Below are 23691 nucleotides of genomic sequence, written 5' to 3'. Positions count from 1 at the left end.
GTTCAATCCTTCATTGGCAGACCAACGGACCGATCAACGGCACGTCCTGTTGGTGCGCATCGATATCGAATCTCGCCTGGCAGGTGCGACCTTCTCCGAGCGTGACCTGCAGCGTGTTGTGGGCGCTGAGGTTTTCCAGATAGACCAGGCCGTCCCAGCCCACCACCGCCTGGGTGTTGCTCTGTTCATGCACCACCAGGCTGCCCAGCGGCAACTCCTGGTGCTGACCGTCGACCAGCGTGATGCTCGCGGCGAGCACCCGGCGCAACGGAAACTCCAACAGGTAGCCGCTGCCACGGCGCACCGACACGCGCTGCTCCACATTCGGGCTCTGCACATTCGGTGGCAGGTTCAGCGGGTCGATTTCATATTTGGCGCGGTAATACGCACTGCTCCAGGGCACCAGTAAGTGGCCCTTGTTGTCGGTCTCGCCGACCCACTGGTTTTCATAGCGCACCGGAATGCCGGCGAACCCTTGGGTGCTCACCACTACAAAGGCATCGTTGATCCGGTTGGCGGCGAAGGTGTTACCGCCCATCCACACCAGCGAGCCGCTGGCATCCGCCCAGCGCGTCTGGGCATCGCTGCTGCCGTACACACCGGCCTGCAACTGCACCGACTGCAGGCGCCAGGTCAGGTCGGCCTGGCGATAAGTGGGGGTATCGCCCTGGGCGTAGCCGAGGTTATAGCCCACCCCGCCTTCGCTGGGCACCGCGCGGCTGTAGTTGATGCGTTGGCGGCTGGCACCGTCCTTGCCGCGCTCGGTGCTCAAGGACAGGCTGGCGTTGAGGTCGAACGGAATCACCAGTTGCGCCTGCATCGCCCAGTTGCGGTCGCCGATTTCGCGGTTGGCCGACAGGTACACGCTGGAGTTGCGCCACAGCGGTTTGCTCCAGCTCAGGTTGAGCAGGCGCGTGCGCGAATCGTCCGCCGCCTGCACGTCGAAATAACCCAGGCCGAGGCTGCCGAACCGCTCGAGGTTGAGGCTCAGGGTGACTTGCTCGCTGCGCTTGCTGAGGCGGGCGTAGGGCGTGTCGACCAGGGTCAGGTCGGCATACCCGTCGCGCCGTTCGACACGTTGGTACATCAGGCTGTAGCGCGTACCGTTGTACTGATAGCCGAGGCTCAATTGCCGACCGCTGTGGCTGTCGAGCCGGCTCTGGCTGACGGCCGTATTGAGCACGCCGACATTGCCCAGGCGCAGGTTGCCGCCGAGCCCGCCGAGGGTCAGGTCGCTGGACGCCTCGGCGTGGCTTTCCAGGGTCAGGTTGTCGGAATAGCCGTAGCGGAATGTGCCGCTGGCCACGCCCGGTCCGTAGCCGAAGTCGCGCAAGGTGTAGTCACGGCGCAAGGTCCCGGCGGCTACGGAAAAATCCGTCAGGCCGTGTTGCAGCAAGGTGCTGGTGACATAAAAGGGTACGGTGGTCGACACCTGACGACCGAGGGCGTCGGTGGTGACGACCACAGCCTCGCCGGCGCCATTGATGAACGGAATGTTGGTCAGCGTATAAGGCCCGGGTTGCAACTGCGCGCTGTCGGTCTTGTAGCCATTGATGAACAGGTCGACCGACGAGGGCACCGCCGCCTCACCGGCAAATTGCGGCAAGGGGTACGTCACCAGGTCCGGACGCACGGCAAAATCGCGCGACAGTTGTACCCCGCCCAGACGCACCGAACTGCTCCAGGGCAACGCAGCGCTGATCACATCGCCGGCCTCGTAAGTGAGCAGGCGCTCATCATCGGAAAAGCGCCAGGTGGTGTCGTAGCGGCGGTAACCGTTGTTGAGCGTGCTGTTGCCGATGCCGTTGGACAGGGTCTGGCGCAGCTGCCCGGTGTTGGACAAGGTGCCCCAGTTATCGAACAGACGCACCTCGTTCCAGGCCGCAAGGTAGCTGCCGCCTTCGTCGGTGTCGTTGAAATACACGTCATAGTTGAGCAAGGCGCCGAAGCTGCTCATGGCTTGGGTGCGCGGGTAGGTGTTGCGGTTGCCGATGAACTGCTCCTGCAACCAGGACGGTGGTACATCCAGCAGCAGGCGCTGGCCATTGCTGTCGTAATCGCTGTGCAGGCCAGGCACCGTGTCCAGGGCCACGCTGCCGTCGGGGTCACCCGGCAGCTTCATGCCCACGTCCTGCAAGGCGCTGGCCGGCACGAACAGCCGCCCGGCGCGTTGGTCGACCGCGATGACGCGGCCGGTGTCCATCTGGTTGACCACCAATTGCAGAAACAGCTGTGCGTCGGCGACCGCCTCCATGCTGCTCGGCGGCGGCGGTAGATCGCCCGCTACCGCAGCGCCCCACAGCCCGCTTACCACTGCCACCGACGGCCATATACCACGAGCCCAACCACGACTCACTGTGGCACCGCGTCCTTCCATGGACATCTCCATCCTGTTAAAACCCGGGCGTGCACCCGTCCCGCGACACACTGTTTACCGTGTCGGCGCAAGGCTCTCCACTTGCGTCGCGCCGTTGATCCTGACCTGCAACGGCTGGTCGCCCGGCACATCGCCCGGCATCGGCCAGCGCATGGTCGCCCCCGGCAATACGTAGCCGAGCAGCCCTTCCACCAGCGGCCGGGTCTGGCCGCCCTGTTTGAACGAGGCATCGGTCAACCGCGCATGCACGGCGCCCTGGTTACGCACCTCGATATAGCTGCGCCCGGCCACGTTGACCTTCTTCCAGCTCAATTGCGGCTGGCCGGCGCTCTTGGGGTCGCGCTGGCGGGTGGCGTCGTCCTTGCTCCACAGGCCGGCGCCGTAGGCAAACAACGGCACCGAATAGCGCATCTGGAAACGTATCGCCGCCGCCGTATTCTTGCCCTCCGGTGGCGCGGGCACCTGCAGCGCCGAGGGTATTTCATCGATGATGATGCGATAGGCCAACTCCCGGCCTGGCGGTACTTCACGGGTGCGGGTCAGGCGCACCAGTTGTTTCTGACCGGGTTCGATCCTGGCCACCGGCGGGCTGCCGATCACGTCGCGCTGGTTCTGGTACTGCTCGTCGAAGCCGTTCTGGGTCCAGGCAAACACGCGCACCTGCAGGTTGGCGGCCTCGCTGCCACGGTTCTCCAGCCACAGCGCACTGGCCTGTTGGTCGGCCTCCAGCACCGGGTCGATGGGCCAGATCAACACCGAGCTGGCCGCCTGCACAAGCCCGCTCGTGCACAGGGCACTCAAGACAACACCCGCGGCGCACAACCGCCGGGAAGGTAAACGCATAAAACCACTCCTTATTCCCATAGTCCTACCACGACAGTTGCACCTGCAACGTGTCGCTGTACGTCCCCCCCGGCTGATTGCCCGGCAGTACCACCCGCCCGTAGATCGGCAGGCGGATGGTGTTGGCATCGCTGTAACTCACGCTGACGCTCTGGCTGATCCCCAGGCTCTGGCTGAACGCCGCATCGCGAAACAATTGATAAGGCACCCGCGCGCTGCCGCTGTTGAGCTGCAAATTGCGCCCACTGCCGCTGTGCAACCCGCCGTCGACGCTCATGCTCAGCGCTACCCCCGGCGTACATTGCAGGGTCACGCCGCCTGTCAGGGCCGCCGTCACCGTGCTGGTGGCCAGGGCCGAATAGCTGCCATAGGTCAGCGCGCCGTAGTTGCTGCCACCGCCCACGATCAGGCACCCCGGCGTGACGGTTGCGCTGACCTGGAAGCTCTGGCTGGTCACCGCCGACAACGGCAGTGGCAACGCCAACCCACAGGCCAACCACACTCTGAGCCACATCGTCAGAACGTCAGTTCCACGGCCACGGTGTCGGTGTAGACGCCCGCCGGCAGGCCCGGCTTGCCCACCGCGCGTCCATACAGGCCTACGGTTTGCGCCACACCGGTACTGGCGGCGAGGGTAATCACGCCATCGATCGCCAGCAGCGAGGAGAAACCGCTGTCGGTGTAGAAGTCATAGGGCACGAAATTGCCCGCGCCATCGGCCAATGCGCGAGTGCCGCCCGGCGAGGCACCGTCATGGGCACCGGCGCGCACTTTGACAGCGGGCGTAGTGCCGGCCGAGCACACGATCGACAACGCACCACCGGTGCCGGTGCCCCCCAGCAACTGGGCGTCAGCGTTGGTAAACAAGCTATTGGTGGTACCGAAGTTGAGGCTACCGAAGTTCAACCCGGTCGCCGCACCGGAGCCGTTGACCTGGCAACTTGCAATCAAGGTCAGGCTGGAGCTGATCTGCCCGGTCACGGTGGTCGCCGCGTTGAGGCTGGAAGCCATCGTCAGGCCCAGGGCACAGGCGCCTAATCGAGATACGAGTACATGCATGATCGTCATCCTCATGGTTTACCAATCCAGAGTCACCGTCAGGGTGTCTGTGTAAATGCCGGCCGGTAAGGCCCTGGTATTCGCCACCACGGAGCCGAATACCGGGATCGGTACCTGGGTGTCGTGGGTCATGGCGAAGTTTCGTTGCTCGCCGATGCTGTAGGCGGTGCGACCCAGAGGGTCTGCCCACAGCTGATAGGGAATGGACTGGCGACCATTGCTCAGGCGCCGCGTGATGCCGTCGCCATTGGTGCCACCGTCGATGGTCACCGTGAAGCTGCTGGCCACAGACGGGCTGCAGGACACCGACAGCGGAGTTTTGTCGCCGGCGGAAACGGCCGCGCCCAGGGTGTCGTTCCAGGTCGGTCCCTGGCTGCCGAAATCCAGCATCGCGGAACCGCCCTCGGGCGTCACGGGCGCCGTTTCGACGCTCTTGTTGACCTCGCAGCTGGCGGTGATCACCAGCCGCGCCTGAATCTGCCCGCTGGCGGCGGCCGCCTGCGCGTCTTCGGCCAGCAACAGCAGGCTGCCCAGCGCGATCACGGCCAGAAAGCGACTTACCATGTGACCGTAACCTTGAGCAGGTCGGAATAACGGCCGACGGCGGGAATGTCTTTGAGCGGCTCGATACGGCCGAACAGCGGCAGGTCGACGGAGCCGCTGTCCGGCACGCGACCGCTGACCGGCACATCCACCGGCAACGGGATCAACCGCGCGGCGTCGGCATAGATGCGATAGGGGATGGGTTTGCTCGCCGGCGCGCCATTGGCCAGATAGCGCACTTCACCGACGCCGCCATGCAGGCCACCGTCGACGCGCACTTGATAGGGTGTATCGGGATTGCATTCCAGGCGTGGCTGGCGCTGGCTGATCAGCGCGGCACTCAACGGCCCGGCCGGGTCATCCAGACGCGGGCCGCTGCCAAAATCCAACACGCCAAGCTGTTCGATGCCCGCAGTGCGCGTGGTACCCACCAACTGGCAACCGCGCTGCACATCGATGCGCACCACCACTTGCAGCTGCGCCGCGAACACCGTGTTGCAGAGCATCGTGCCCATGACTGCCAGTACTGTCCGTTCCTTCACTGCCCCAAAATCCTTATACAGGGGTGGCTCCTGCGTATAAGGGTAGCCACTTGGCGCAAATCTGCCAGTCTGGTCAGGAATACCCCGCGTCTGGCTGTTCCGGGGGGGCTGGCTGCCGCCTGGGTGTTGGTCAAATCGTGGCGAGCGTCCTAAAGTGAGCGACCACCGAAACAAGAGTGACGCGCCTTGACCGTGCTTTCCCTGATCCGCCGCCTGCTGGGCACTCCCCCCCAACAGGCGGGCGCATCGCCCATCACTGCATTTTTCCGGCACAAGGCTGAGCAGCAGGGCTATACCCTCAGCGCCGGACAGACCCGCGCCATTGCCGCGCTGGCCCGCGAAACCGAACACCTGCTCGGCGGCCGGCCCGCCCGCAGCCTGTACCTGCACGGCCCGGTCGGACGCGGCAAGAGCTGGCTGCTCGATGGTTTTTTCCAGGCACTGCCGATTGCCCAGAAACAGCGCGTGCACTTTCACGACTTCTTCGCCGACCTGCACCGGGGCATGTTCGAACATCGCGCGCAGGACGACGCGTTGGCCGTCGCCCTGGACGAACGGCTGGCGGGCTGCCGCGTACTGTGTTTCGACGAATTCCACGTGCACGATATCGGCGATGCGATGCTCATCAGCCGTCTGTTCAAGGCCTTGTTCCAACGCGGTGTGCTGGTGCTGGTGACGTCCAACTATGCGCCCGAGGGCCTGCTGCCCAACCCGTTGTATCACCAGCGCTTCAAGCCGGTGATCGACCTGATCGCGGCGCGCATGGACGTGCTGGAAGTCAGTGCCCCCGAGGACTTTCGCCGCCTGCCGCAGGCCCATGCCGAGCAGCGCTTCAGCACCGGCAGGTACATCTGGCCAGGCAGCGTGGCGCAACGTGAGGCGCTCGGGCTGCCGGCTGCGGATTGCCCGGCGCTGCCCTTGACCGTGGGCAACCGGCCGTTGCAGTGCCGCCGCCGTGAAGCGCGCAGCATCGCCTTTACGTTCAACGATCTGTGCGAACAGCTCACCGCCGTGATGGATTATCTGCTGCTGTGCCAGGACTTCGACCACTGGATCATCGACGGCCTGCCTCACCTCGCCGACTGCCCGATTGCCGTGCAACAACGTTTTATCAACCTGGTGGACGTGCTTTACGACCGCGACAAACAGCTGATCCTGATCGGCGCGCAGCCACTGGAGCACGCCCTGGGCGGCAAGGCCATCGACCTTGCGCGTACCGCCAGCCGCCTGGGGCAATTACGCCAGTGCGGCACGCAAGTTGCGCGCGACCCGGTATCATGAGCGCCTTTTCACGCCCCCTTGCCGAGTGACCGCGCCGTTGATCAATACCCTCGCCCAACTCAAGGCCGGCCAATTGGCCGGCGCCACCCGCCTGGACCTGGCCTGCGGGCTGACCGAATTCCCCCGGGAAATCTTCGAACTGGCCGACTCGCTGGAAATCCTCAACCTCACGGGCAACGCCTTGAGCAGCCTGCCGGACGACCTGCACCGCCTGCGGCACCTGCGCGTGCTGTTCTGCTCGGACAATGCCTTCACCGAACTGCCCGAATGCCTGGGCCGCTGCGCCCAGCTGAGCATGATCGGCTTCAAGGCCAACCGGATCGACACTGTGCCGGCGGCCGCTCTGCCGCCCCAGTTGCGCTGGCTGATCCTCACCGACAACTGCATCAGCCGGTTGCCCGACGAACTCGGCCAGCGCCCGCTGCTGCAAAAGCTGATGCTGGCCGGCAACCAACTGACGCAGCTGCCGCCCAGCCTGGCCCAGTGCGAAAACCTTGAATTGATCCGCATCGCTTCCAACCGCCTGACCCACCTGCCGCAGTGGCTGCTGAGCATGCCCAGCCTGACGTGGCTGGCGTATGCCGGCAATCCGGTGGAAATGGCCGTGACGGTGACTGCTGATACCACGCCGGACATTCCCTGGACCGACCTGCAACTGGGCGAGGTGCTGGGCGAAGGCGCTTCGGGGATTATTCGCAAGGCGCTATGGAAACCTCGGGCGTTGCCGGTCGCGGTCAAGCTGTACAAAGGCACCATCACCAGCGACGGTTCACCGCTGCATGAAATGCAGGCCTGCATCGCCGCCGGGCTGCATCCCAACCTGATCAAGGTCCAAGGCCGCGTCAGCGGTCACCCCGATCACCAGGCTGCATTGGTGATGGACCTGATCGACCCGAGTTATCGCAACCTCGCGGCGCTGCCGAGCCTGGCGTCGTGCACGCGGGATGTCTACGCACCCGGCACCCGTTTCAGCCTGGACGTGGCACTGCGCATGGCGCGCGGTATCGCCTCGGTCGCCGCGCACCTGCACCGGCACGGCATTACCCACGGCGACCTGTATGGCCACAATATTTTGTGGAATGCGGCGGGTGATTGTTTGCTGGGGGATTTTGGCGCGGCGTCATTCCATGCCACGGCGGACACCTTGGAAACCAAGGCGCTGCAGCGCATTGAAGTGCGCGCATTCGGCGTGCTGCTGGGGGAGTTGCTGGCGCGGGTCGAGGGGGCAGCGGCAGACGAGCTGGTTGAACTGCAACTCAGTTGCTGTCAGCCACAGGTGCTGGCGCGACCAAGTTTCGACGAGATCGAAGTCGTGCTGAGCGCGCTCTGACACCACTGGAACAAATGTGGGAGGGGGCTTGCCCCCGATGGCGGTGGATCAGCCACATTGTCTATGCCTGACCCAATGCTATCGGGGGCAAGCCCCCTCCCACATTTGAGCTCATTTATTCAGTGATGATCAGCCAGCCAGGCCGACAAACATATCCTGCACATCATCATGGTTGTCCAGGCCTTCCAGGAACGCCTCGACTTCGGCCATCTGCTCGTCGGTCAACCCACTGACCGGGTTCTTCGAGAGGTAGCCCAGCTTGGCCGACAGCACGGTGAAGCCCTGTTCCGGCAAGGCTTTCTGCACCGCGTCCAGGTCGGTGGTTTCGGTGATGAACAAGGTGGTGCCTGCTTCTTCGCCGTCTTCAAAGTCCTGGGCGCCGGCTTCGATGGCGGCCATTTCCGGATCAGCGTCCGGGGTGTCCGGCGATGCCTCGATCAGGCCGACGTGGTTGAAGTCCCAGGCCACCGAGCCGGAAGCCCCCAGTTGGCCCTTACGGAACGCCACGCGGATTTCCGCCACGGTGCGGTTGATGTTGTCGGTGACGCACTCGACGATCAACGGCACCTGGTGCGGCGCGAAACCTTCGTAGGTGACGCGGTGGTACTGCACGGTCTCACCGAGCAGACCGGCACCCTTCTTGATCGCGCGGTCCAGGGTTTCCTTGGGCATCGAGGCCTTCTTGGCCTGCTCCACCACCAGACGCAAGTGAGCGTTGGTCGAGGTGTCTGCACCATTGCGGGCGGCGATGGTGATTTCTTTCACCAGCTTGCCGAAAATCTTGCCCTTGGCATTGGCTGCCGCTTCTTTATGTTTGACTTTCCACTGTGCGCCCATGACTCACTCTCTACTTTCCATGGCGCCGAAACGTCTACTGGCCGGCGCTTTGGGGGCAGAGTTTATAGCGCAGCAACGCATCGTTCCACCAAAAAACCCTCAAGGCGCCAACTCGAAAAAGGCCTGAATCAGGCGCAACGACCGGCGCCGCTCCAGGCAGCCAAGCCAATGCCGGTTCAGCAGGCCATCGCCCCGGATCGGCACAGCGCGTACACGCGGGTCCGGGCTGACCTCCATCGACGACACCACCCCGACGCCCAACTCGGCCGCAACGGCCTCGGTCACCGCCTCCCGACTGTCCAGTTCCAGCAGCACCCTGGGCCGCACATTGGCAACCCTGCACGCGTCGTCAAAGGTACGCCGGGTGATGGAACCGGGCTCGCGCAGCACCATGATCTCTTCGTTCAACGCTGACAGTGCAATGCCCTCGGCCTGCCCCGCCCACGCATGCATGGCCGGCACCAGCGCGCAAATACGTGACTCGCCCAAGGGGTGCAGGTGCAGGCCATTGCGCGGCTCCACTTCGGTCAACACCGCCACATCTGCATGCTCGGACAACAACGCCGCCAGGGTTTCCTGGGCATTGCCCAGGCGCAGATTCACCGTGACGCCCGGATAAAGGACGCGCAGCCGGGCGATCATCGGCATCACCAGATGCGGTCCGTCCGCCGCCACTTCCAGGCGCCCGGTGAGCAATTGGCGGTTGGCTTCGAGCATGGCCTGCGCCTCATCCACCAGGCCGAAGATCGCCCGGGTGATCGCCGCCAGGCGTGCGCCCTCCTCGGTCAACTCGACCCGCCGCGCAGTGCGGCGCAGCAACGGGATCTGGTAGTGCTCTTCCAGGGCCTTGATGTGTCCGGTCACCGCCGGCTGGCTGATGAACAGCCGGGCGGCTGCACGGGTAAAACTGCCCTCGCGGGCCACCGCATCGAATGCGCGCAGTTGAAACAGGTTCATGGCTATCGGCCTCACTGATAGCTCGCATAACAACAAACAATTTGATTGATGACAAGCCAAACTGCAATTTAGGCGCCGTAGAGTCGACCCGTTGTTTTACGAGGACCCGAGATGACCCCTGCTGCGCCGCTCCTGCTGACCCCAGGCCCCCTGAGCACTTCCGACCGCACGCGCCAGGCGATGATGGTGGACTGGGGTTCATGGGATGAGCCTTTCAACCACCTCACCGCCCGTGTGTGCGAGCACTTGCTGGCGATCATCCATGGCGCTGACAGTCACCATTGCGTGCCGTTGCAGGGCAGCGGCACCTTCGCCGTCGAAGCCGCCATCGGCACCCTCGTGCCGCGTGACGGCAAGGTGCTGGTGCTGATCAACGGCGCCTACGGCAAACGTCTGGCGAAGATCTGTGAAATCATTGGCCGCGCGTACAGCAGCTTCGAAACCCCGGAAGACGAGCCCACCACCGCCGCCGATGTGGACCGCCTGCTGCGCGCCGACGCCGCGATCACCCATGTCGCGCTGATCCACTGTGAAACCAGCACCGGCATCCTCAACCCGCTGGCGCAGATCGCCGAGGTGGTCAAACGCCACGGCAAGCGCCTGATCATCGACGCCATGAGTTCCTTCGGCGCGCTGCCGATCGATGCGCGGCAAGTGCCCTTCGACGCGTTGATCGCCGCGTCCGGCAAATGCCTGGAAGGCGTGCCGGGCATGGGCTTCGTCTTCGCCGAAAAGACCGCGCTGGCTGCGGCCGGAGGCAACTCTCATTCCCTGGCGATGGACCTGTTCGACCAGCACAGCTACATGGCCCGCACCGGCCAGTGGCGCTTCACCCCGCCCACCCACGTGGTCGCCGCGCTGCACGAAGCGCTTGTGCAATACCATGAAGAAGGCGGCCTGCCCGCCCGCCATCAACGCTACGCCAATAACTGCCGGGCACTCCTGGACGGCATGGCCGAACTGCGCCTGCGCAGCTTTCTGCCGGCGGCGATCCAGGCACCGATCATCGTCACCTTCCACGCACCGAAAGACCCGCGCTACCAGTTCACGGACTTTTACGAACGGGTCAAGGCCAAGGGTTTCATCCTCTATCCGGGCAAATTGACCCAGGTGGACACCTTCCGTGTGGGCTGCATTGGCCATGTCGACGCGGCCGGCATGCGCGCGGCGGTCAAGGCCATCGCCGAGGCGCTGCAGGAAATGGATGTGCTGGACATTTGATTGCCCCCTTACACAGGACCCGCACCATGAACTATCAAAACCCCACCTCCCTCCAGGCCGTCATCCTCGACTGGGCCGGCACCGTGGTCGACTTCGGCTCCTTTGCCCCCACGCAGATTTTTGTCGAGGCCTTCGCCGAATTCGGCGTGCAGGTGTCCATCGAAGAAGCCCGTGGCCCGATGGGCATGGGCAAGTGGGACCATATCCGCACCCTCTGCGACCAGCCGCAGGTCGCGGAACGTTATCGCAAGGCCTTCGGCCGCACGCCCACCGACGCAGACGTGACTGCCCTCTACCAACGCTTCATGCCACTGCAGATCGAGAAAATCGCCGAACACTCGGCCCTGATCCCCGGAGCCCTGGACACCCTTGCCGGCGTGCGCGCCCAGGGCATCAAGATCGGCTCCTGTTCCGGCTATCCCAAACAAGTGATGGACAAGGTGGTCGCCCTGGCAGCCAGCAACGGCTACGTGGCCGACCATGTGGTCGCCACCGACGAGGTGCCCAATGGCCGCCCATGGCCGGCCCAGGCACTGGCTAACGTGATTGCGCTGGGCATTGACGATGTGGCGGCGTGCGTGAAAGTCGACGACACCGTGCCGGGTATCCTCGAAGGCCGACGCGCCGGGATGTGGACCGTGGCCCTGACCTGTTCCGGCAACGCCCTGGGCCTGACTTATGAGCAGTTCCGGGCGCTGGACAGCGCCACACTGGCCAGCGAGCGCCAGCGTATCGAAGCGATGTTCGAAGGCTCGCGCCCGCATTATCTCGTGGACACCATTACCGATCTGCCGCAGGTTATCGTCGATATCAACGCACGCCTGGCTCGCGGGGAAATGCCGCAAAGCAACTGACGAAGGTCAATGCACCGGCATTCACAACAGGCGAAGCGCTTCAAACAGGCATACAGTTAACCCACTCCGTCAAAGAACGGAGGTATGCCCTGATGAGTGAGGACCCAACGATGCCGTGGAAAAATTCCGATACGCGCTACAGCACCATGTCGATTGCATTGCACTGGTTGATGGTGGTGCTCCTGGCGGTGGTCTACGCCTGCATTGAGTTACGCGGCCAGTTCCCCAAAGGCAGCGGTGCGCGCACGCTGATCGTCGAAATGCACTTTATGTTCGGCCTCACCGTGTTTGTGCTGGTGTGGCTGCGCCTGTTCGCCCGCAGCCTGGGCGTGGCGCCGCAGATCGTGCCGGCGCCGCCGCCCTGGCAGCGCCTGTTGGCGACGCTGACCCACGTCGCGCTGTATGCGTTGATGATCGGCATGCCGATTGCCGGCTGGCTGATCGTCAGTGCCGAGGGGCATTCGGTGATGTTCTACGGGATGGAGTTGCCGCCGCTGATCGCTGAAAACAAGGCACTGGCCAAGGAGATCGAAGGCTGGCATGTGCTGTTCGGCCAGATCGGTTACTGGCTGATCGGGCTGCATGCGCTGGCGGGAATCTTTCATCACTACGTGCTGCGCGACAATACGGCGTTGCGAATGATGCCGGGTGGGAGGGGGCTTGCTTCCGATCGCGTTGAGTCAGCCAACACATCCATCGACTGATACACCTCAGCGAGGGCAAGCCCTGATGCCAGTCAGTTAGCGCAGATCCCCTGTGGGAGGGGGCTTGCCCCCGATAGCGGTGGGTCAACCGACACCAGTGTTTGCTGGGCCGACGTCTTTGCGGGCAAGCCCCCTCCCACAACGGGACCGCTCTATACGTTGAAACCTCGGCGGCCTTGCAGGCCGCCGGTGTGGATGAAGATCAGGCGCGTACCGGCGGCGAAGCGTCCGGCCTCGATCTGTTGCTTCAACGCGAGCAGTGCCTTGCCGGTGTAGAGCGGCTCCAGCGGCACACCGCTGGCCTGTTCGGTGCGTTCGATAAAATCGAGCAGCAGCGGATCGACCTTGGCAAAGCCGCCTCGGCTGGCGTCGATCAGTGCGTAACCGTTGTGCACCATGGCACTTACGTTCTGCGCTACACCGTGATCGTCCGGCACTGCCAATGCGCCGTAGACCGTACGCCTGCCGGCCTCGGCCAAGACCAACCCGGCCAACGTCGTACCGGTGCCCGCTGCCAGCCACCAGCCGTCGTAATCCGCCCAACCGAGCTGGCTCAACTGCGCCTGCGCCTGCTCGACCAGCACCCCGCAGCCCAGCGCTCCGGCCAGCCCGCCGCCGCCCTCCGGTACCGGATGAAGATGCGGATACTGTTCGCGCCAGGGCAACCAGAAGCCCAGCTCATGGCGTGCGCGATAGCCGCCGTAACCGAGCCAATGCAATTGCATGCCAAACGCCCTGAGGTCGAGCACGGTGGGTGTGTCTTGAGGATGGCCGCGCAACAGGCCGACCGTGGGAAAGCCAAAGCGCTTGCCGGCCGCCGCCAGTGCGTGCAGATGGTTGGAGTACGCCCCGCCGAGGCTGATGATGCCGTTAGCCCCCGCGTCGCGGGCCTGGTTCAGGTGCTCGGTGAGCTTGAACCACTTGTTGCCGCTGATCAGCGGGTCGATACGGTCCAGGCGCAGCACCGCCAACTCGACCCCGTTCAGCCAGTCGAGCTGCACAGGTTCAAGGGGCGCGAGAGGCAGCCAGTCGAAAGGGCCCATCGGGAAGTTATCTGAATAAAAAGGAGCGGCAGTCTACCACCGCCCCCTTTCGTCGACTTACAGCTCGGCGGCCAAGCGCGAGCCCTGGTTGATGGCGCGCTTGGCGTCCAGCTCTGCCGCCACATCGGCACCGCCGATCAGGTGCACGTTCTGCCCGGCGGCGACCAGGCCGTCGTGCAATTCGCGCAGCGGGTCCTGGCCGGCGCAGATGACGATATTGTCCACCGCCAGCAGCTGGGGCTCGCCCTCGGCGCCGATGCGGATATGCAGGCCTTCGTCATCGATCTTCAGGTATTCGACGCTGTTAAGCATCTGCACCTGTTTGTTTTTCAGGCCGGTACGGTGGATCCAGCCAGTGGTCTTGCCCAGGCCGTCGCCGACCTTGGAGGTCTTGCGTTGCAGCAGGAACACGTCACGCGCCGGTGCATGGCGCTCGGGCTTGATCCCGGCCACGCCGCCACGGGCCTCGAGCTGGGTGTCGATGCCCCACTCTTTCCAGAACGCTTCGCGATCCAGACTGGTGGACACGCCCTGGTGCACCAGGAATTCCGACACGTCAAAACCGATACCGCCCGCGCCAATCACCGCCACGCGCTTGCCGACCGGTTTGCGCTCCAGGATCACGTCCAGGTAATTGAGCACCTTGGCGTTCTCCACACCCGGGATCGCCGGCGTACGCGGTGCGATACCGGTGGCCAGGATCACGTCGTCATAACCGCCCGCCACCAGTTGCGCCACATCAACACGGGTGTTGAGGCACAGCTCGACGTGGGTGGTCTGCACTTTGCGTTTGAAGTAGCGCAGGGTTTCGAAAAACTCTTCCTTGCCCGGTATGCGCTTGGCGATGTTGAACTGACCGCCGATTTCGCTGGCCGAATCGAACAAGGTCACCTGGTGCCCGCGCTCGGCAGCCACGGTAGCAGCAGCCAGCCCGGCAGGGCCTGCACCGACGACCGCAATTTTCTTGATCTGCTGCACGGGCAGGTAGTTGAGCTCGGTCTCATAGCACGCCCGCGGGTTGACCAGGCAGGTCGTCAGCTTGCCGCCGAAGGTGTGGTCCAGGCACGCCTGATTGCAGCCGATGCAAGTATTGATCTCGTCGGCGCGCCCGGCCGCGGCCTTGTTGACGAACTCCGGATCGGCGAGAAACGGCCGCGCCATCGAGACCATATCGGCATCGCCCTCGGCGAGAATCTGCTCGGCGATTTCCGGAGTGTTGATGCGGTTGGTGGTGATCAGCGGAATCTGCACCGCGCCCCGCAACTTGGCGGTGACCTTGCTGAACGCGGCGCGCGGCACTTTGGTGGCAATGGTCGGGATACGCGCTTCGTGCCAGCCGATACCGGTATTGATGAGGGTCGCGCCGGCCTGCTCGATGGCCTTGGCCAACTGCACGACTTCTCCCCAGACGCTGCCGCCCTCGACCAGGTCGAGCATCGACAGGCGGAAAATGATGATGAAATTCGGGCCGACCGCTTCACGCACCCGGCGCACGATTTCCACGGCCAGGCGCATACGGTTTTCAAAGCTGCCGCCCCAGCGGTCGGTGCGATGGTTGGTGTGGGCGGCCAGGAACTGGTTGATGAAGTAACCTTCGGAACCCATGATTTCCACGCCGTCGTACTCGGCGACCTGGGCCAGCAGCGAGCAGGTGACGAAATCCTGAATCTGCTTCTCGATGCCCTCCTCGTCCAGTTCCCTGGGCTTGAACGGGTTGATCGGTGCCTGGATCGCACTCGGCGCCACCTGCTTGGGACTGTAGGCATAACGCCCGGCATGCAGGATCTGCATGCAGATCTTGCCACCGGCGTCGTGGACGGCCCGGGTGACAATCCGGTGCTTTTGCGCCTCTTCGTCGGTGGTCAGCTTGGCCGCACCGGCATACACGCCGCCCTCATCGTTCGGGCCTATGCCACCGGTCACCATCAGGCCGACGCCGCCACGGGCGCGCTCGGCGAAATAAGCCGCCATGCGCTCGAAACCGCCGGGTTTTTCTTCCAGGCCAGTGTGCATCGAACCCATCAGGGTACGGTTGCGCAGGGTGGTAAAACCCAGGTCCAACGGGGCCAGCAGGTGCGGGTAGGCAGCAGCGGTCATGGTACAGCTCCACAACGGATCATCACGGGACGTGGAGGGCTCGAATGGCACCCCATCGGTTTATGTCCCACAGACTAAGAGGCGTTCACCTACCGCTCAATGACTGAAACTCACAACTTATTGATCCAAATGCACAGCAACCCTTGGCAAGCCGGGCCAGGGGACCTACCCTAGTCGCGAACCCTGCCCCCGGTCTGTTGTCTGTTGCCCCATGCGCAAATTACTCATATTCATCGTCACCATGGCCCTGGTTGCCGCCCTCGCCGCGTATCTGGTCTGGACCCAGGAGCGCCCTGTGGCGCATTACCTGTCGGACCTGCGCATCACCCTCGCGGTCAATGAAGGCCAGCCGGCCGAGCGTGGCAACCTGCTGGGCATCCAGCCGGAGCTGTTCCCCGCCGATTACCAGAGCCTGGAGCGCCTGCACCTGAAGCTCTCGGCCTACCTGCAAAAGGCCCGCGAACAGGGTTTGATCAACGACAAGACCGTCGTCGTGCTGCCGGAACATGTCGGCACCTGGCTGATGCTGGCCGGCGAGAAAAACGAGCTGTACCAGGCCACTCACCTCAAGGACGCGATGAACTGGCTGTCGATCAGCAACCCGTTGCCGTTCCTGCGCGCCTGGATCAGCGCCACCGGCGACAACCGCATGGATGATGCGTACCTGCGCATGAAAGCCCCCGGCATGGCGCGCGATTACCAAGTGCTGTTCGGCGGCCTGGCCAAGGAATTCGGCGTGACCCTGGTGGCCGGTTCCATCGCCCTGCCCAACCCCAGTGTGACCCTGGGGCAACTGCAGGTCGGCCATGGCGCGCTGTACAACGTCAGCGTGGTATTTGCCGCCGATGGTTTGCCCCTGGGCCAGCCGCAGCGTCAGCTTTATCCGATTTACGACGAGCGCGGCTTCATCGAACCCGGCGATGAAAACATCGTCAGCGTGGTCGACACCCCGGCCGGGCGCCTGGGCGTGCTGATCGGCAGCGACAGCTGGTACCCGGATAACTACCGCAAGCTCAATGAACAAGGCGCCCAACTGATTGCCGTGCCGGCCTATGTGACCGGACGTGACACCTGGGACCGCCCGTGGCGCGGCTTCAAGAGCGTATCGACCCCCTCGGAAGTCAGCCTCAAGCCCGAAGAAACCAGCGAGGGCGAAGCCTGGCGCCGCCTGACCCTGATCAGCCAACCACCGATCAGCCAGGCCACAGCGGGCATGAGCGTGTTTTTGCGTGGCCAGTTCTGGGACCTGGGCAGCGCCGGGCAGAGCTTTCTGAGCCGCAACGGGCAACTGTTCGCCGACGGCGAAGCCCGTGGCGCGCGCCTGCTCAATATCTGGCTGTAACCGCGTGAAGCCGGTGCGCCTGGGGGATCTGTCGGTGGGCTTCGTGCACACCCTGGCCGATGCCATCCAGAGCCACGGCCTGGACCCGCAGCCTTTGTTGCTGCAATACGGCCTGGACCCGGCACGCCTGGCCGAAGCGGGTGCGCGCTTGTCGATCCCGCGCTATATGCGCCTGGGGCATGCGGCCATCCAACTGACCGGTGATCCGGGGCTGGGCCTGCGCATGGGTCAGCTCAGTCGCCTGAGCCAGGCCGGGCTCGCCGGTGTGACCGCCGCCCAGGCACCGACCGTACGCGAGGCCGCGCGCACGATGACCCGCTTCGAACCGCTGTATGGCTCCAACTACCGTGGGCAATCGAGCTTTCATGAGGACGCCGAAGGCGCCTGGCTGCGGTTCTATTCCATCAGCCCCTACAATGCCTATAACCGCTTTGTGGTGGACTCGATCATCGCCGGCTGGCTGCATCAACTGTCGAGCCTGGCGCAACAGCCGGTGCAGGCGCAGCGTATCGAAATCGAATTCCAGGTCCCCGAATACAGCTCGTTGTATGGCGTGCTGGGAGACAGTCCGGTGCAGTTCGGCGCCGACAGCAATCAACTACGCCTTAACCAGGCCACCCTGGCCCTGCGCAACCCACAGCACTGCCCGAGTACTTGGCACCTGTTGTTACAGCTGTGTGAAAGGGAACTGGAGCAACTGACCCGCACCCGCAGCCTGCGCGAGCGCATTACTCGGCTGCTGGGGCCGATGCTCAATGGTGGCCGGGAACCCGACCTGGAAGAAGTGGCGGCACGCCTGAAGCTGCCCACCTGGACGCTGCGCCGTAAACTGGCCGACGAAGGCACGCAATTTCGCGCGATTCTCAACGATACCCGCCGCGATCTGGCCATGACCTACATTCGCGACACGGAACTGGCCTTTGGCGAGATCGCCTACTTGCTCGGTTTTGCCTCAGCCCAAGCCTTCCAACGCGCCTTCAGGCGCTGGAACAACCAGACCCCAGGGGAATTTCGCCGCAGTCAGCGGCATTCCGCCTGAAGTCGGGCTTACAGCTCGGTGGCATCGTCGACCGGATCCAGTGGGTCGAGTTCGAATGCCTGGTACTCCAGCAGTTCTTCCTGGTAATCGTCCATGGTGGACTCCTTGTTGAGATAAAAGCGCCAGCGCAATTAATGACCTGCACGACCAGACTAAAGTGCCGTCATGACGAAAAAATGTCTGCGCCTTGATGTTCCCGCACGTGAAGATTAAACGCGGCAGCGGCGGACTGATTTAGTCGGAAGACCGAGGCACTATTGCAATCATTGCAATTGCAATCAACTGACCAATTCCATTAGGGTAGGCACCTCTGTCGCCAGGAGCCACGCCCCATGCCCGCCTCTACCGCACTCGCTGCGCAGCTGTGCATCGACGCACTTGACACGCGCGCCTACTCGCGCAGCTCACCGCTGTACACGGTCCTGAGCATGGCCGGCGCGCTGGAATCCAGCCGCCAGGCCTGGGTGATTCGCGGCCAGTCGCGCAGTCGGCGCCCGGGTAACTGGCCCACCTGGTTTGCGTGCAATACCGGAGAAAAACCGATGCTCTACCTGCACAGCGCCACGTCGTCTGCACAGCTGTGTGCACTGTCACACCAGACCGCCCAGCGCGGCATTTTGTGCAATGACAGTGAAACCCAGCCATCCCCGTGGCCGAAGGGCGCGCAACCGTCGCTGCCATTGTGGCTGGCGAGCCATCCACGCTGTACGCCCTATGACCCGGCCTCGGGCGAAGAGGCACGGGCCATCGTGCTGGGCGGGTTACGTACGCTGTACGTGGATGGCCAGCCAGGGTTTTATTACCTGGCGCTGCATGATCAGCACAGCACCCTCGCACCGCAGACGCTGGACCGCGAAGGTGCGATCAAGGGCATGTACCCCGTCCGGCGAACTGCCGGCGTGGAGCACGTGCGCTTGCTGGGTGCCGGTCGAGCCTTGGAAGAGGTCCTGCACGCCGCGCTATTGCTGGAGCAGCAATGGGGTATCACGGCGCACGTATGGAGTTGCCCCAGCTACACCCGACTGGCCCGCGAGGCGGCGGCGGCTGAGCGCTGGAACCGCCTGCATCCATGCGCGCCCAGACGCAGCAGCCATCTGCGCGACTGCCTGGCGGGGAGCCGAACACCGGTGATTGCCGTCACTGGCTACCCGCAGGCGGTTGTCGACCCGTTGGCCGCGCATGTGGACACACGCTTCGTAGCGCTGGGCGCAGGCTCGGTGCAGGCAGGCGCGCCGAACCGCTACTGGATTGCAGTGCTGGCCTTGAAGGCGTTGGCCGATGAAGGGCATGTCGATACACAAACAGTGGAAGAAGCCCTGCAACGGTATGACCTGAAATGACCCGGCCACGTTTGATCACATTCATGCCTTGCGCCGGCTACGGGTTTGCACGCCGGCCTCCATCGCCAACCCCGCCGTACGCTGTAGCGCATCGGCAAACGCCTGGCGATGCTCAGGCTCGATTTGCGACAAAAACAGCTCATCCACGGTGCTTTCGTAGATTTTCCACATCTTTTTGCGCAGCGTACGACCCGCCTCGGTGATCGAGGCAAACGCCGCGCGGCCATCACCGTCGGAACGCGAACGCACCACCAGGCCGTCCTTTTCAAGGCGGTCGACCAGGCGCGTGAGGTTGTAACGCTCAATGGCCAGCACATCGGCCAATTCATGCATGCGGCGGGTGCCTTCAGGACCGCTTTCCAAGCCCCACAGCGCGTCGTACCAGGCATACGGCGGCAGTTGCGCTTCACCCAGACGGCGCTCGATCTCACGGATGACCGTCCTGTGGGCCCTGACAAAACGGAACCATACATCAGGCTCTTTCGACGACATGCAACACCATCCGGGAAATTTCAAGAAGGTTGCAATAGTAGCTCATCCCGGGCTAAATTCCGGCATATCGTTGCAATTGCAACTACATCGCAGCACGCCCACAAGGTGTTCGCCGCCCGGAATCCGCCTACCCTGGAGCCTCATATGAATCCCAATAACGCAGCATCCCTGGACAACGATCCGCAGGAAACCCGCGAGTGGCTGGACTCCATCGAATCGGTGCTGTCTGCCGAAGGCCGCCCTCGCGCCCATTACCTGATCGACCAACTGCTGGATTTCGACGTCGCGCGCCATGGCGACTTCTACGGGCGCGTAACCACCCCTTACGTCAATACCATTGCTGTCGAACGCCAACTGCCCTACCCCGGCGACCTGGACATTGAACGGCGGACCAATGCGTTTATCCGCTGGAATGCCATGGCGATGGTATTGCGTGCTGGCAAACACTCAGGCGTGGGTGGGCATATTGCGACCTATGCGTCAGCCGCAGTGCTGTACGACGTAGGCTTTGACCATTTCTTTCGTGGCCGAACCGACACCTTTGACGGCGACCTCGTGTACATCCAGGGCCACTCCTCCCCTGGCATCTACGGCCGCGCGTATCTGGAAGGCCGCCTTAACGAGGCCCAACTGGATAACTTTCGCCGCGAGGCCGGTGGCGAAGGGCTGTCTTCCTACCCTCACCCACGGCTGATGCCGGACTTCTGGCAATTCCCTACAGTGTCCATGGGCCTGGGGCCGATCACTGCGGCTTATCAGGCGCGCTTCATGCGTTACCTGGAGTTTCGCGACCTCAAGCAACACCAGGGTCGCAAGGTATGGGCGTTCCTCGGTGACGGCGAGATGGACCAGCCGGAATCGCTGGCCGCCATTTCCCTGGCCGGTCGCGAAAAACTCGACAACCTGATCTTCGTCGTCAACTGCAACCTGCAGCGCCTGGACGGCCCGGTGCGCGGTAATGCCAAGGTGATTCAGGAGTTCGAGAGTGTGTACCGCGCCGCCGGGTGGAATGTGATCAAGGTCATCTGGGGCGGTGGCTGGGATGCGCTGCTGGAAAAGGACCGCAGCGGCTTGCTGCGCCAGCGCATGATGGAATGCGTGGACGGCGATTACCAGAATTACAAATCCCAGAATGGCGCCTACGTGCGCGAGCATTTCTTCGGCAAATACCCGGAGTTGCTCGCACTGGTTGCGGACATGTCCGACGACGATATCTGGAAACTCTCACGGGGCGGCCATGACCCGCTCAAAGTCTACAACGCCTACGCCGCCGCAGTGCGCCACAAGGGCCAGCCCACGGTGATCCTGGCCAAGACCGTCAAGGGCTTCGGCATGGGCGAAGCTGGCGAAGGCCAGAACATCAATCATCAATTGAAGAAGATGGGTGCCGACGCGGTAAAAGCCTTCCGCGACCGCTTCGGGCTGGACGTGGCCGATGACCAGCTCGACGAAATCCCTTACCTCAAGCCGGCGGCCGACAGCGCAGAAGCCCGCTACTTCAATGCCAGACGCCAGGCGCTGGGCGGGTATGTGCCCGCCCGGCACACTGATGTGGCCCCGTTGACTATCCCACCCCTGTCCGTATTCGCCACTCAACTCAAGGACACCGGCGAGCGCGCTATTTCCACCACCATGGCGTTTGTCCGCATTCTCGGCACGCTGCTCAAAGACCCGCATCTGGGCAAGCTGATCGTCCCCATCGTGCCGGACGAGTCGCGCACCTTCGGCATGGAAAGCCTGTTCCGGCAGATCGGCATCCACTCCGCCGTCGGCCAGCTTTACACCCCGCAGGACGCCGGGCAACTGAGCTACTACAAAGAGAGCAAGGACGGACAGATCATGCAGGAAGGCCTGAATGAATCAGGTGCCATTTCTTCCTGGATCGCGGCGAGTACGTCCTACAGCAACCATGGCCTGATGACGCTACCGTTCTATATTTTCTATTCGATGTTCGGCTTCCAGCGCGTCGGCGACCTGGCCTGGGCAGCGGGCGACGCACGAGCCCGCGGCTTTCTGCTGGGTGCCACGGCCGGGCGCACTACCTTGATGGGCGAAGGGTTGCAGCATGACGACGGGCACAGCCATATCCTGGCCTCGGTAGTGCCTTGCTGCGTGGCCTACGATCCGACCTTTGCCTACGAGCTGGCGGTGATTATTCGCGAGGGCATGCGGCGCATGTATGTCGAACAGGAAGACATTTACTACTACATCACCCTGCTCAACGAAAACTACCCGCACCCGGCAATGCCCGAAGGCGTGGAAGATGGGATCCTCAAAGGGATGTATCCGCTGAGCACACACCCGGATGCGCGGGTGCAACTCATGGGAAGCGGTTCGATCCTGCGCGAAGTCATCGCTGCAGCGGCACTGCTCGAGGAAGACTTCGGTCTATACAGCGATGTCTGGAGCGTCACCAGCCTGACCGAGCTGCGCCGTAACGGGCACGCCGTAGAGCGCTGGAACCTGCTGCATCCGGAAAGTGAACCGCGTCTGAGCTACGTGGAGCAGTGCCTTGTCGGCAAAGCCGGGCCGGTGGTGGCAGCGACGGACTACATGAAATTATTCGCCGATCAGATTCGCCCCTTCGTACACGGCCGCCGCTTTGTGGCGCTGGGAACCGACGGTTTCGGGCAGTCGGATACCCGGGAAGCCTTGCGCGAGTTTTTTGAAGTGGACCGCCACTTCATCGTGCTGGCGACGTTGAAGGCACTGGCGGATGACGGTGTGATCGGTCGTGACAAAATCGCGGAGGCAATCAACCGCTACGGGATCAACGTCGACAAGACTGACCCCGTAACGGTCTGAGTCATTGCGCTGGCGTTGGCAGGGCTGGAATCGCCTCTGTCGGCGCCGGCAGGCTGGGGTTGGTCGGCGCGGGCGCGGACTCTATGGCTGGGGTCTCTGGTGTCGTCTGCGGCACTGGCTCTACGCTCGGCGCGATGGGTTCGGCCTCCGGTGGCGGTGCCAGTGGCTGCGCACCGGCAGGGGTTGTGGGCGCTTCTTGAGGTGTTTCAAGCTTCTCGGCGGCCGGCGCGGCTTTCGGTTCAGGCATGCCAAGCTCATCCTTGGGCTTCTCGGGTATATGCTCAGCCTGCTTTACTTCCTGGGGCAGGAACACATCCACCAAGGCAAAGTAACGCTCATAGAACTTGGGCGCCGAGACGGTCTCGCTCGCCACCTTGACCATCGAGTCATCGGTGGAGCCGATCGGCATCGACACCGAACCCAGCACCCCAACCCCAAGGCTTGCGGAGTTGTTGACCTTCTTCAGCGCATAGCGGTCCAGCAAGGCGTTGGCAAACATCGTCGAATGGTTGCTGCCTTTGCCATCGGCGGCACACACCACGTTGAAGCTGATCTGCAGGTGGGTCTCGCCGGTCTGCTGGAAACTCTTGTTGCCGGCCACCAGCTTCGGATCGCTGCTGGTGATGATATAGCCCTGGCTCAGCAGGGCACGGCGCGCCGCTTCACAGGCCGCTATATCGCTCACCGGGTAATCGCGGGAAAACGTACCGGAGTCGTCGAAATTCTCATGTTCGTAAATAGCGGTCTTGGGTGACGAGCAACCCGCCGCGCCCGCCAGCACCAGCGCCAACCCGAGGTTTCGCAAGTGAAATGATGTCGACATCGAAAATCCTGAGAAAAACAGTCCGGGCGGTATTGTGCAACAGAACGAGGGGTTGGCGCGCGCATTCCTGTCGGTAAAACGTCACAGGTTTTTTGAACGGCGCCAATGACTATGACAAGTTTGTTTACAACTTATTCCACAACTTCCTATTATCGTCCTGGG

At 63.3% G+C, this 23691-nt stretch carries 22 protein-coding genes; 9 read left to right on the top strand and 13 right to left on the bottom strand.

The features are described from left to right. Positions 1–10: 10 nt before the first annotated feature. The 6 genes from CIB54_RS13895 to CIB54_RS13870 are packed head-to-tail and all read right to left on the bottom strand — an operon-like array spanning position 11 to position 5328. Positions 11–2389: a fimbria/pilus outer membrane usher protein gene (locus CIB54_RS13895; RefSeq protein ID WP_101220073.1), complete on the bottom strand. Its 2379-nt coding sequence runs from the start codon at positions 2387–2389 to the stop codon at positions 11–13. 42 nt (positions 2390–2431) lie between these two features. Further along, complete coding sequence (locus CIB54_RS13890; RefSeq protein ID WP_101220072.1) at positions 2432–3220, bottom strand: fimbrial biogenesis chaperone; 789 nt, start codon at positions 3218–3220, stop codon at positions 2432–2434. A gap of 25 nt (positions 3221–3245) precedes the next feature. Further along, positions 3246–3734 (bottom strand): Csu type fimbrial protein, encoded by a 489-nt coding sequence (locus tag CIB54_RS13885; protein ID WP_065953068.1) that lies wholly within the window; start codon positions 3732–3734, stop codon positions 3246–3248. A gap of 2 nt (positions 3735–3736) precedes the next feature. Further along, positions 3737–4279, bottom strand: coding sequence for a Csu type fimbrial protein (locus tag CIB54_RS13880; protein ID WP_065953067.1), 543 nt, complete (start codon positions 4277–4279; stop codon positions 3737–3739). Between the two features lie 18 nt (positions 4280–4297). Continuing rightward, positions 4298–4843 carry a Csu type fimbrial protein gene (locus tag CIB54_RS13875; RefSeq protein ID WP_101220071.1) on the bottom strand — a complete coding sequence of 182 codons (546 nt, stop codon included), beginning with the start codon at positions 4841–4843 and terminating at the stop codon, positions 4298–4300. Then, on the bottom strand, positions 4837–5328 hold the full coding sequence (locus tag CIB54_RS13870; protein ID WP_101220087.1) for a Csu type fimbrial protein: 492 nt from the start codon (positions 5326–5328) through the stop codon (positions 4837–4839). The genes CIB54_RS13875 and CIB54_RS13870 overlap by 7 nt, the downstream gene beginning before the upstream one ends. Before the next feature lie 222 nt (positions 5329–5550). Between CIB54_RS13870 and zapE the strand changes: the two genes are divergently transcribed. Continuing rightward, positions 5551–6645: a cell division protein ZapE gene (gene zapE, locus CIB54_RS13865; RefSeq protein ID WP_101220070.1), complete on the top strand. Its 1095-nt coding sequence runs from the start codon at positions 5551–5553 to the stop codon at positions 6643–6645. Positions 6646–6685: 40 nt separating this feature from the next. After that, entirely contained in the window at positions 6686–7975 is a 1290-nt protein-coding gene (locus tag CIB54_RS13860) for a protein kinase (protein WP_101220086.1), read from the top strand. A gap of 129 nt (positions 7976–8104) precedes the next feature. On the opposite strand, the gene CIB54_RS13855 is transcribed toward CIB54_RS13860, so the two are convergent. Both CIB54_RS13855 and CIB54_RS13850 read right to left on the bottom strand, forming a co-directional pair. Next, entirely contained in the window at positions 8105–8812 is a 708-nt protein-coding gene (locus CIB54_RS13855; RefSeq protein ID WP_065884874.1) for a YebC/PmpR family DNA-binding transcriptional regulator, read from the bottom strand. A 99-nt stretch (positions 8813–8911) separates the two neighbouring features. Continuing rightward, a complete protein-coding gene (locus tag CIB54_RS13850; RefSeq protein ID WP_101220069.1) occupies positions 8912–9769 on the bottom strand; it encodes a LysR substrate-binding domain-containing protein in 858 nt (285 codons plus the stop codon). Between the two features lie 111 nt (positions 9770–9880). Between CIB54_RS13850 and CIB54_RS13845 the strand changes: the two genes are divergently transcribed. The 3 genes from CIB54_RS13845 (at position 9881) to CIB54_RS13835 (ending at position 12548) form a co-directional block, all read left to right on the top strand. Then, positions 9881–10990, top strand: coding sequence for a 2-aminoethylphosphonate--pyruvate transaminase (locus tag CIB54_RS13845; RefSeq protein ID WP_101220068.1), 1110 nt, complete (start codon positions 9881–9883; stop codon positions 10988–10990). 26 nt (positions 10991–11016) lie between these two features. Beyond that, a complete protein-coding gene (phnX, locus tag CIB54_RS13840; RefSeq protein WP_101220067.1) occupies positions 11017–11844 on the top strand; it encodes a phosphonoacetaldehyde hydrolase in 828 nt (275 codons plus the stop codon). A gap of 110 nt (positions 11845–11954) precedes the next feature. Continuing rightward, positions 11955–12548, top strand: a complete 594-nt coding sequence (locus CIB54_RS13835) for a cytochrome b (RefSeq protein WP_065953060.1) — start codon at positions 11955–11957, stop codon at positions 12546–12548. 152 nt (positions 12549–12700) lie between these two features. On the opposite strand, the gene CIB54_RS13830 is transcribed toward CIB54_RS13835, so the two are convergent. Together CIB54_RS13830 and CIB54_RS13825 are read right to left on the bottom strand one after the other, a co-directional pair. Beyond that, a complete protein-coding gene (locus CIB54_RS13830) occupies positions 12701–13591 on the bottom strand; it encodes a 1-aminocyclopropane-1-carboxylate deaminase/D-cysteine desulfhydrase (RefSeq protein WP_101220066.1) in 891 nt (296 codons plus the stop codon). A 57-nt stretch (positions 13592–13648) separates the two neighbouring features. Continuing rightward, entirely contained in the window at positions 13649–15688 is a 2040-nt protein-coding gene (locus tag CIB54_RS13825; protein ID WP_101220065.1) for an NADPH-dependent 2,4-dienoyl-CoA reductase, read from the bottom strand. Between the two features lie 211 nt (positions 15689–15899). On the opposite strand from CIB54_RS13825, the gene CIB54_RS13820 reads away from it, so the two are divergent. Further along, positions 15900–17030 carry a carbon-nitrogen hydrolase family protein gene (locus CIB54_RS13820; protein WP_101220064.1) on the top strand — a complete coding sequence of 377 codons (1131 nt, stop codon included), beginning with the start codon at positions 15900–15902 and terminating at the stop codon, positions 17028–17030. Positions 17031–17034: 4 nt separating this feature from the next. Beyond that, positions 17035–18069, top strand: coding sequence for an AraC family transcriptional regulator (locus CIB54_RS13815; RefSeq protein ID WP_101220063.1), 1035 nt, complete (start codon positions 17035–17037; stop codon positions 18067–18069). A gap of 8 nt (positions 18070–18077) precedes the next feature. Here the strand turns inward: CIB54_RS13815 and CIB54_RS27825 are convergent, their stop codons facing one another. Then, positions 18078–18200 carry a hypothetical protein gene (locus tag CIB54_RS27825; RefSeq protein ID WP_256544619.1) on the bottom strand — a complete coding sequence of 41 codons (123 nt, stop codon included), beginning with the start codon at positions 18198–18200 and terminating at the stop codon, positions 18078–18080. Positions 18201–18401: 201 nt separating this feature from the next. Between CIB54_RS27825 and CIB54_RS13810 the strand changes: the two genes are divergently transcribed. Beyond that, entirely contained in the window at positions 18402–19409 is a 1008-nt protein-coding gene (locus CIB54_RS13810; RefSeq protein WP_101220062.1) for a transketolase-like TK C-terminal-containing protein, read from the top strand. A gap of 21 nt (positions 19410–19430) precedes the next feature. On the opposite strand, the gene CIB54_RS13805 is transcribed toward CIB54_RS13810, so the two are convergent. Beyond that, a complete protein-coding gene (locus tag CIB54_RS13805) occupies positions 19431–19901 on the bottom strand; it encodes a MarR family winged helix-turn-helix transcriptional regulator (RefSeq protein ID WP_065953054.1) in 471 nt (156 codons plus the stop codon). A gap of 144 nt (positions 19902–20045) precedes the next feature. On the opposite strand from CIB54_RS13805, the gene aceE reads away from it, so the two are divergent. Beyond that, the gene (gene aceE / locus CIB54_RS13800) at positions 20046–22706 is read left to right on the top strand and encodes a pyruvate dehydrogenase (acetyl-transferring), homodimeric type (RefSeq protein ID WP_101220061.1); all 2661 of its coding nucleotides are present in this window, start codon (positions 20046–20048) and stop codon (positions 22704–22706) included. Between the two features lies 1 nt (position 22707). Here aceE and CIB54_RS13795 read toward each other — a convergent pair whose 3' ends face one another. Continuing rightward, positions 22708–23529, bottom strand: coding sequence for a DUF2242 domain-containing protein (locus tag CIB54_RS13795; protein WP_101220060.1), 822 nt, complete (start codon positions 23527–23529; stop codon positions 22708–22710). Positions 23530–23691: the final 162 nt, after the last annotated feature.

Source organism: Pseudomonas fluorescens, from assembly GCF_002837185.1.
GTDB classification, from domain to species: Bacteria; Pseudomonadota; Gammaproteobacteria; order Pseudomonadales; family Pseudomonadaceae; genus Aquipseudomonas; species Aquipseudomonas fluorescens_AM.
Note: the sequence above shows the minus strand (reverse complement) of the source record. Positions and strands in the feature narration are given on the sequence as shown.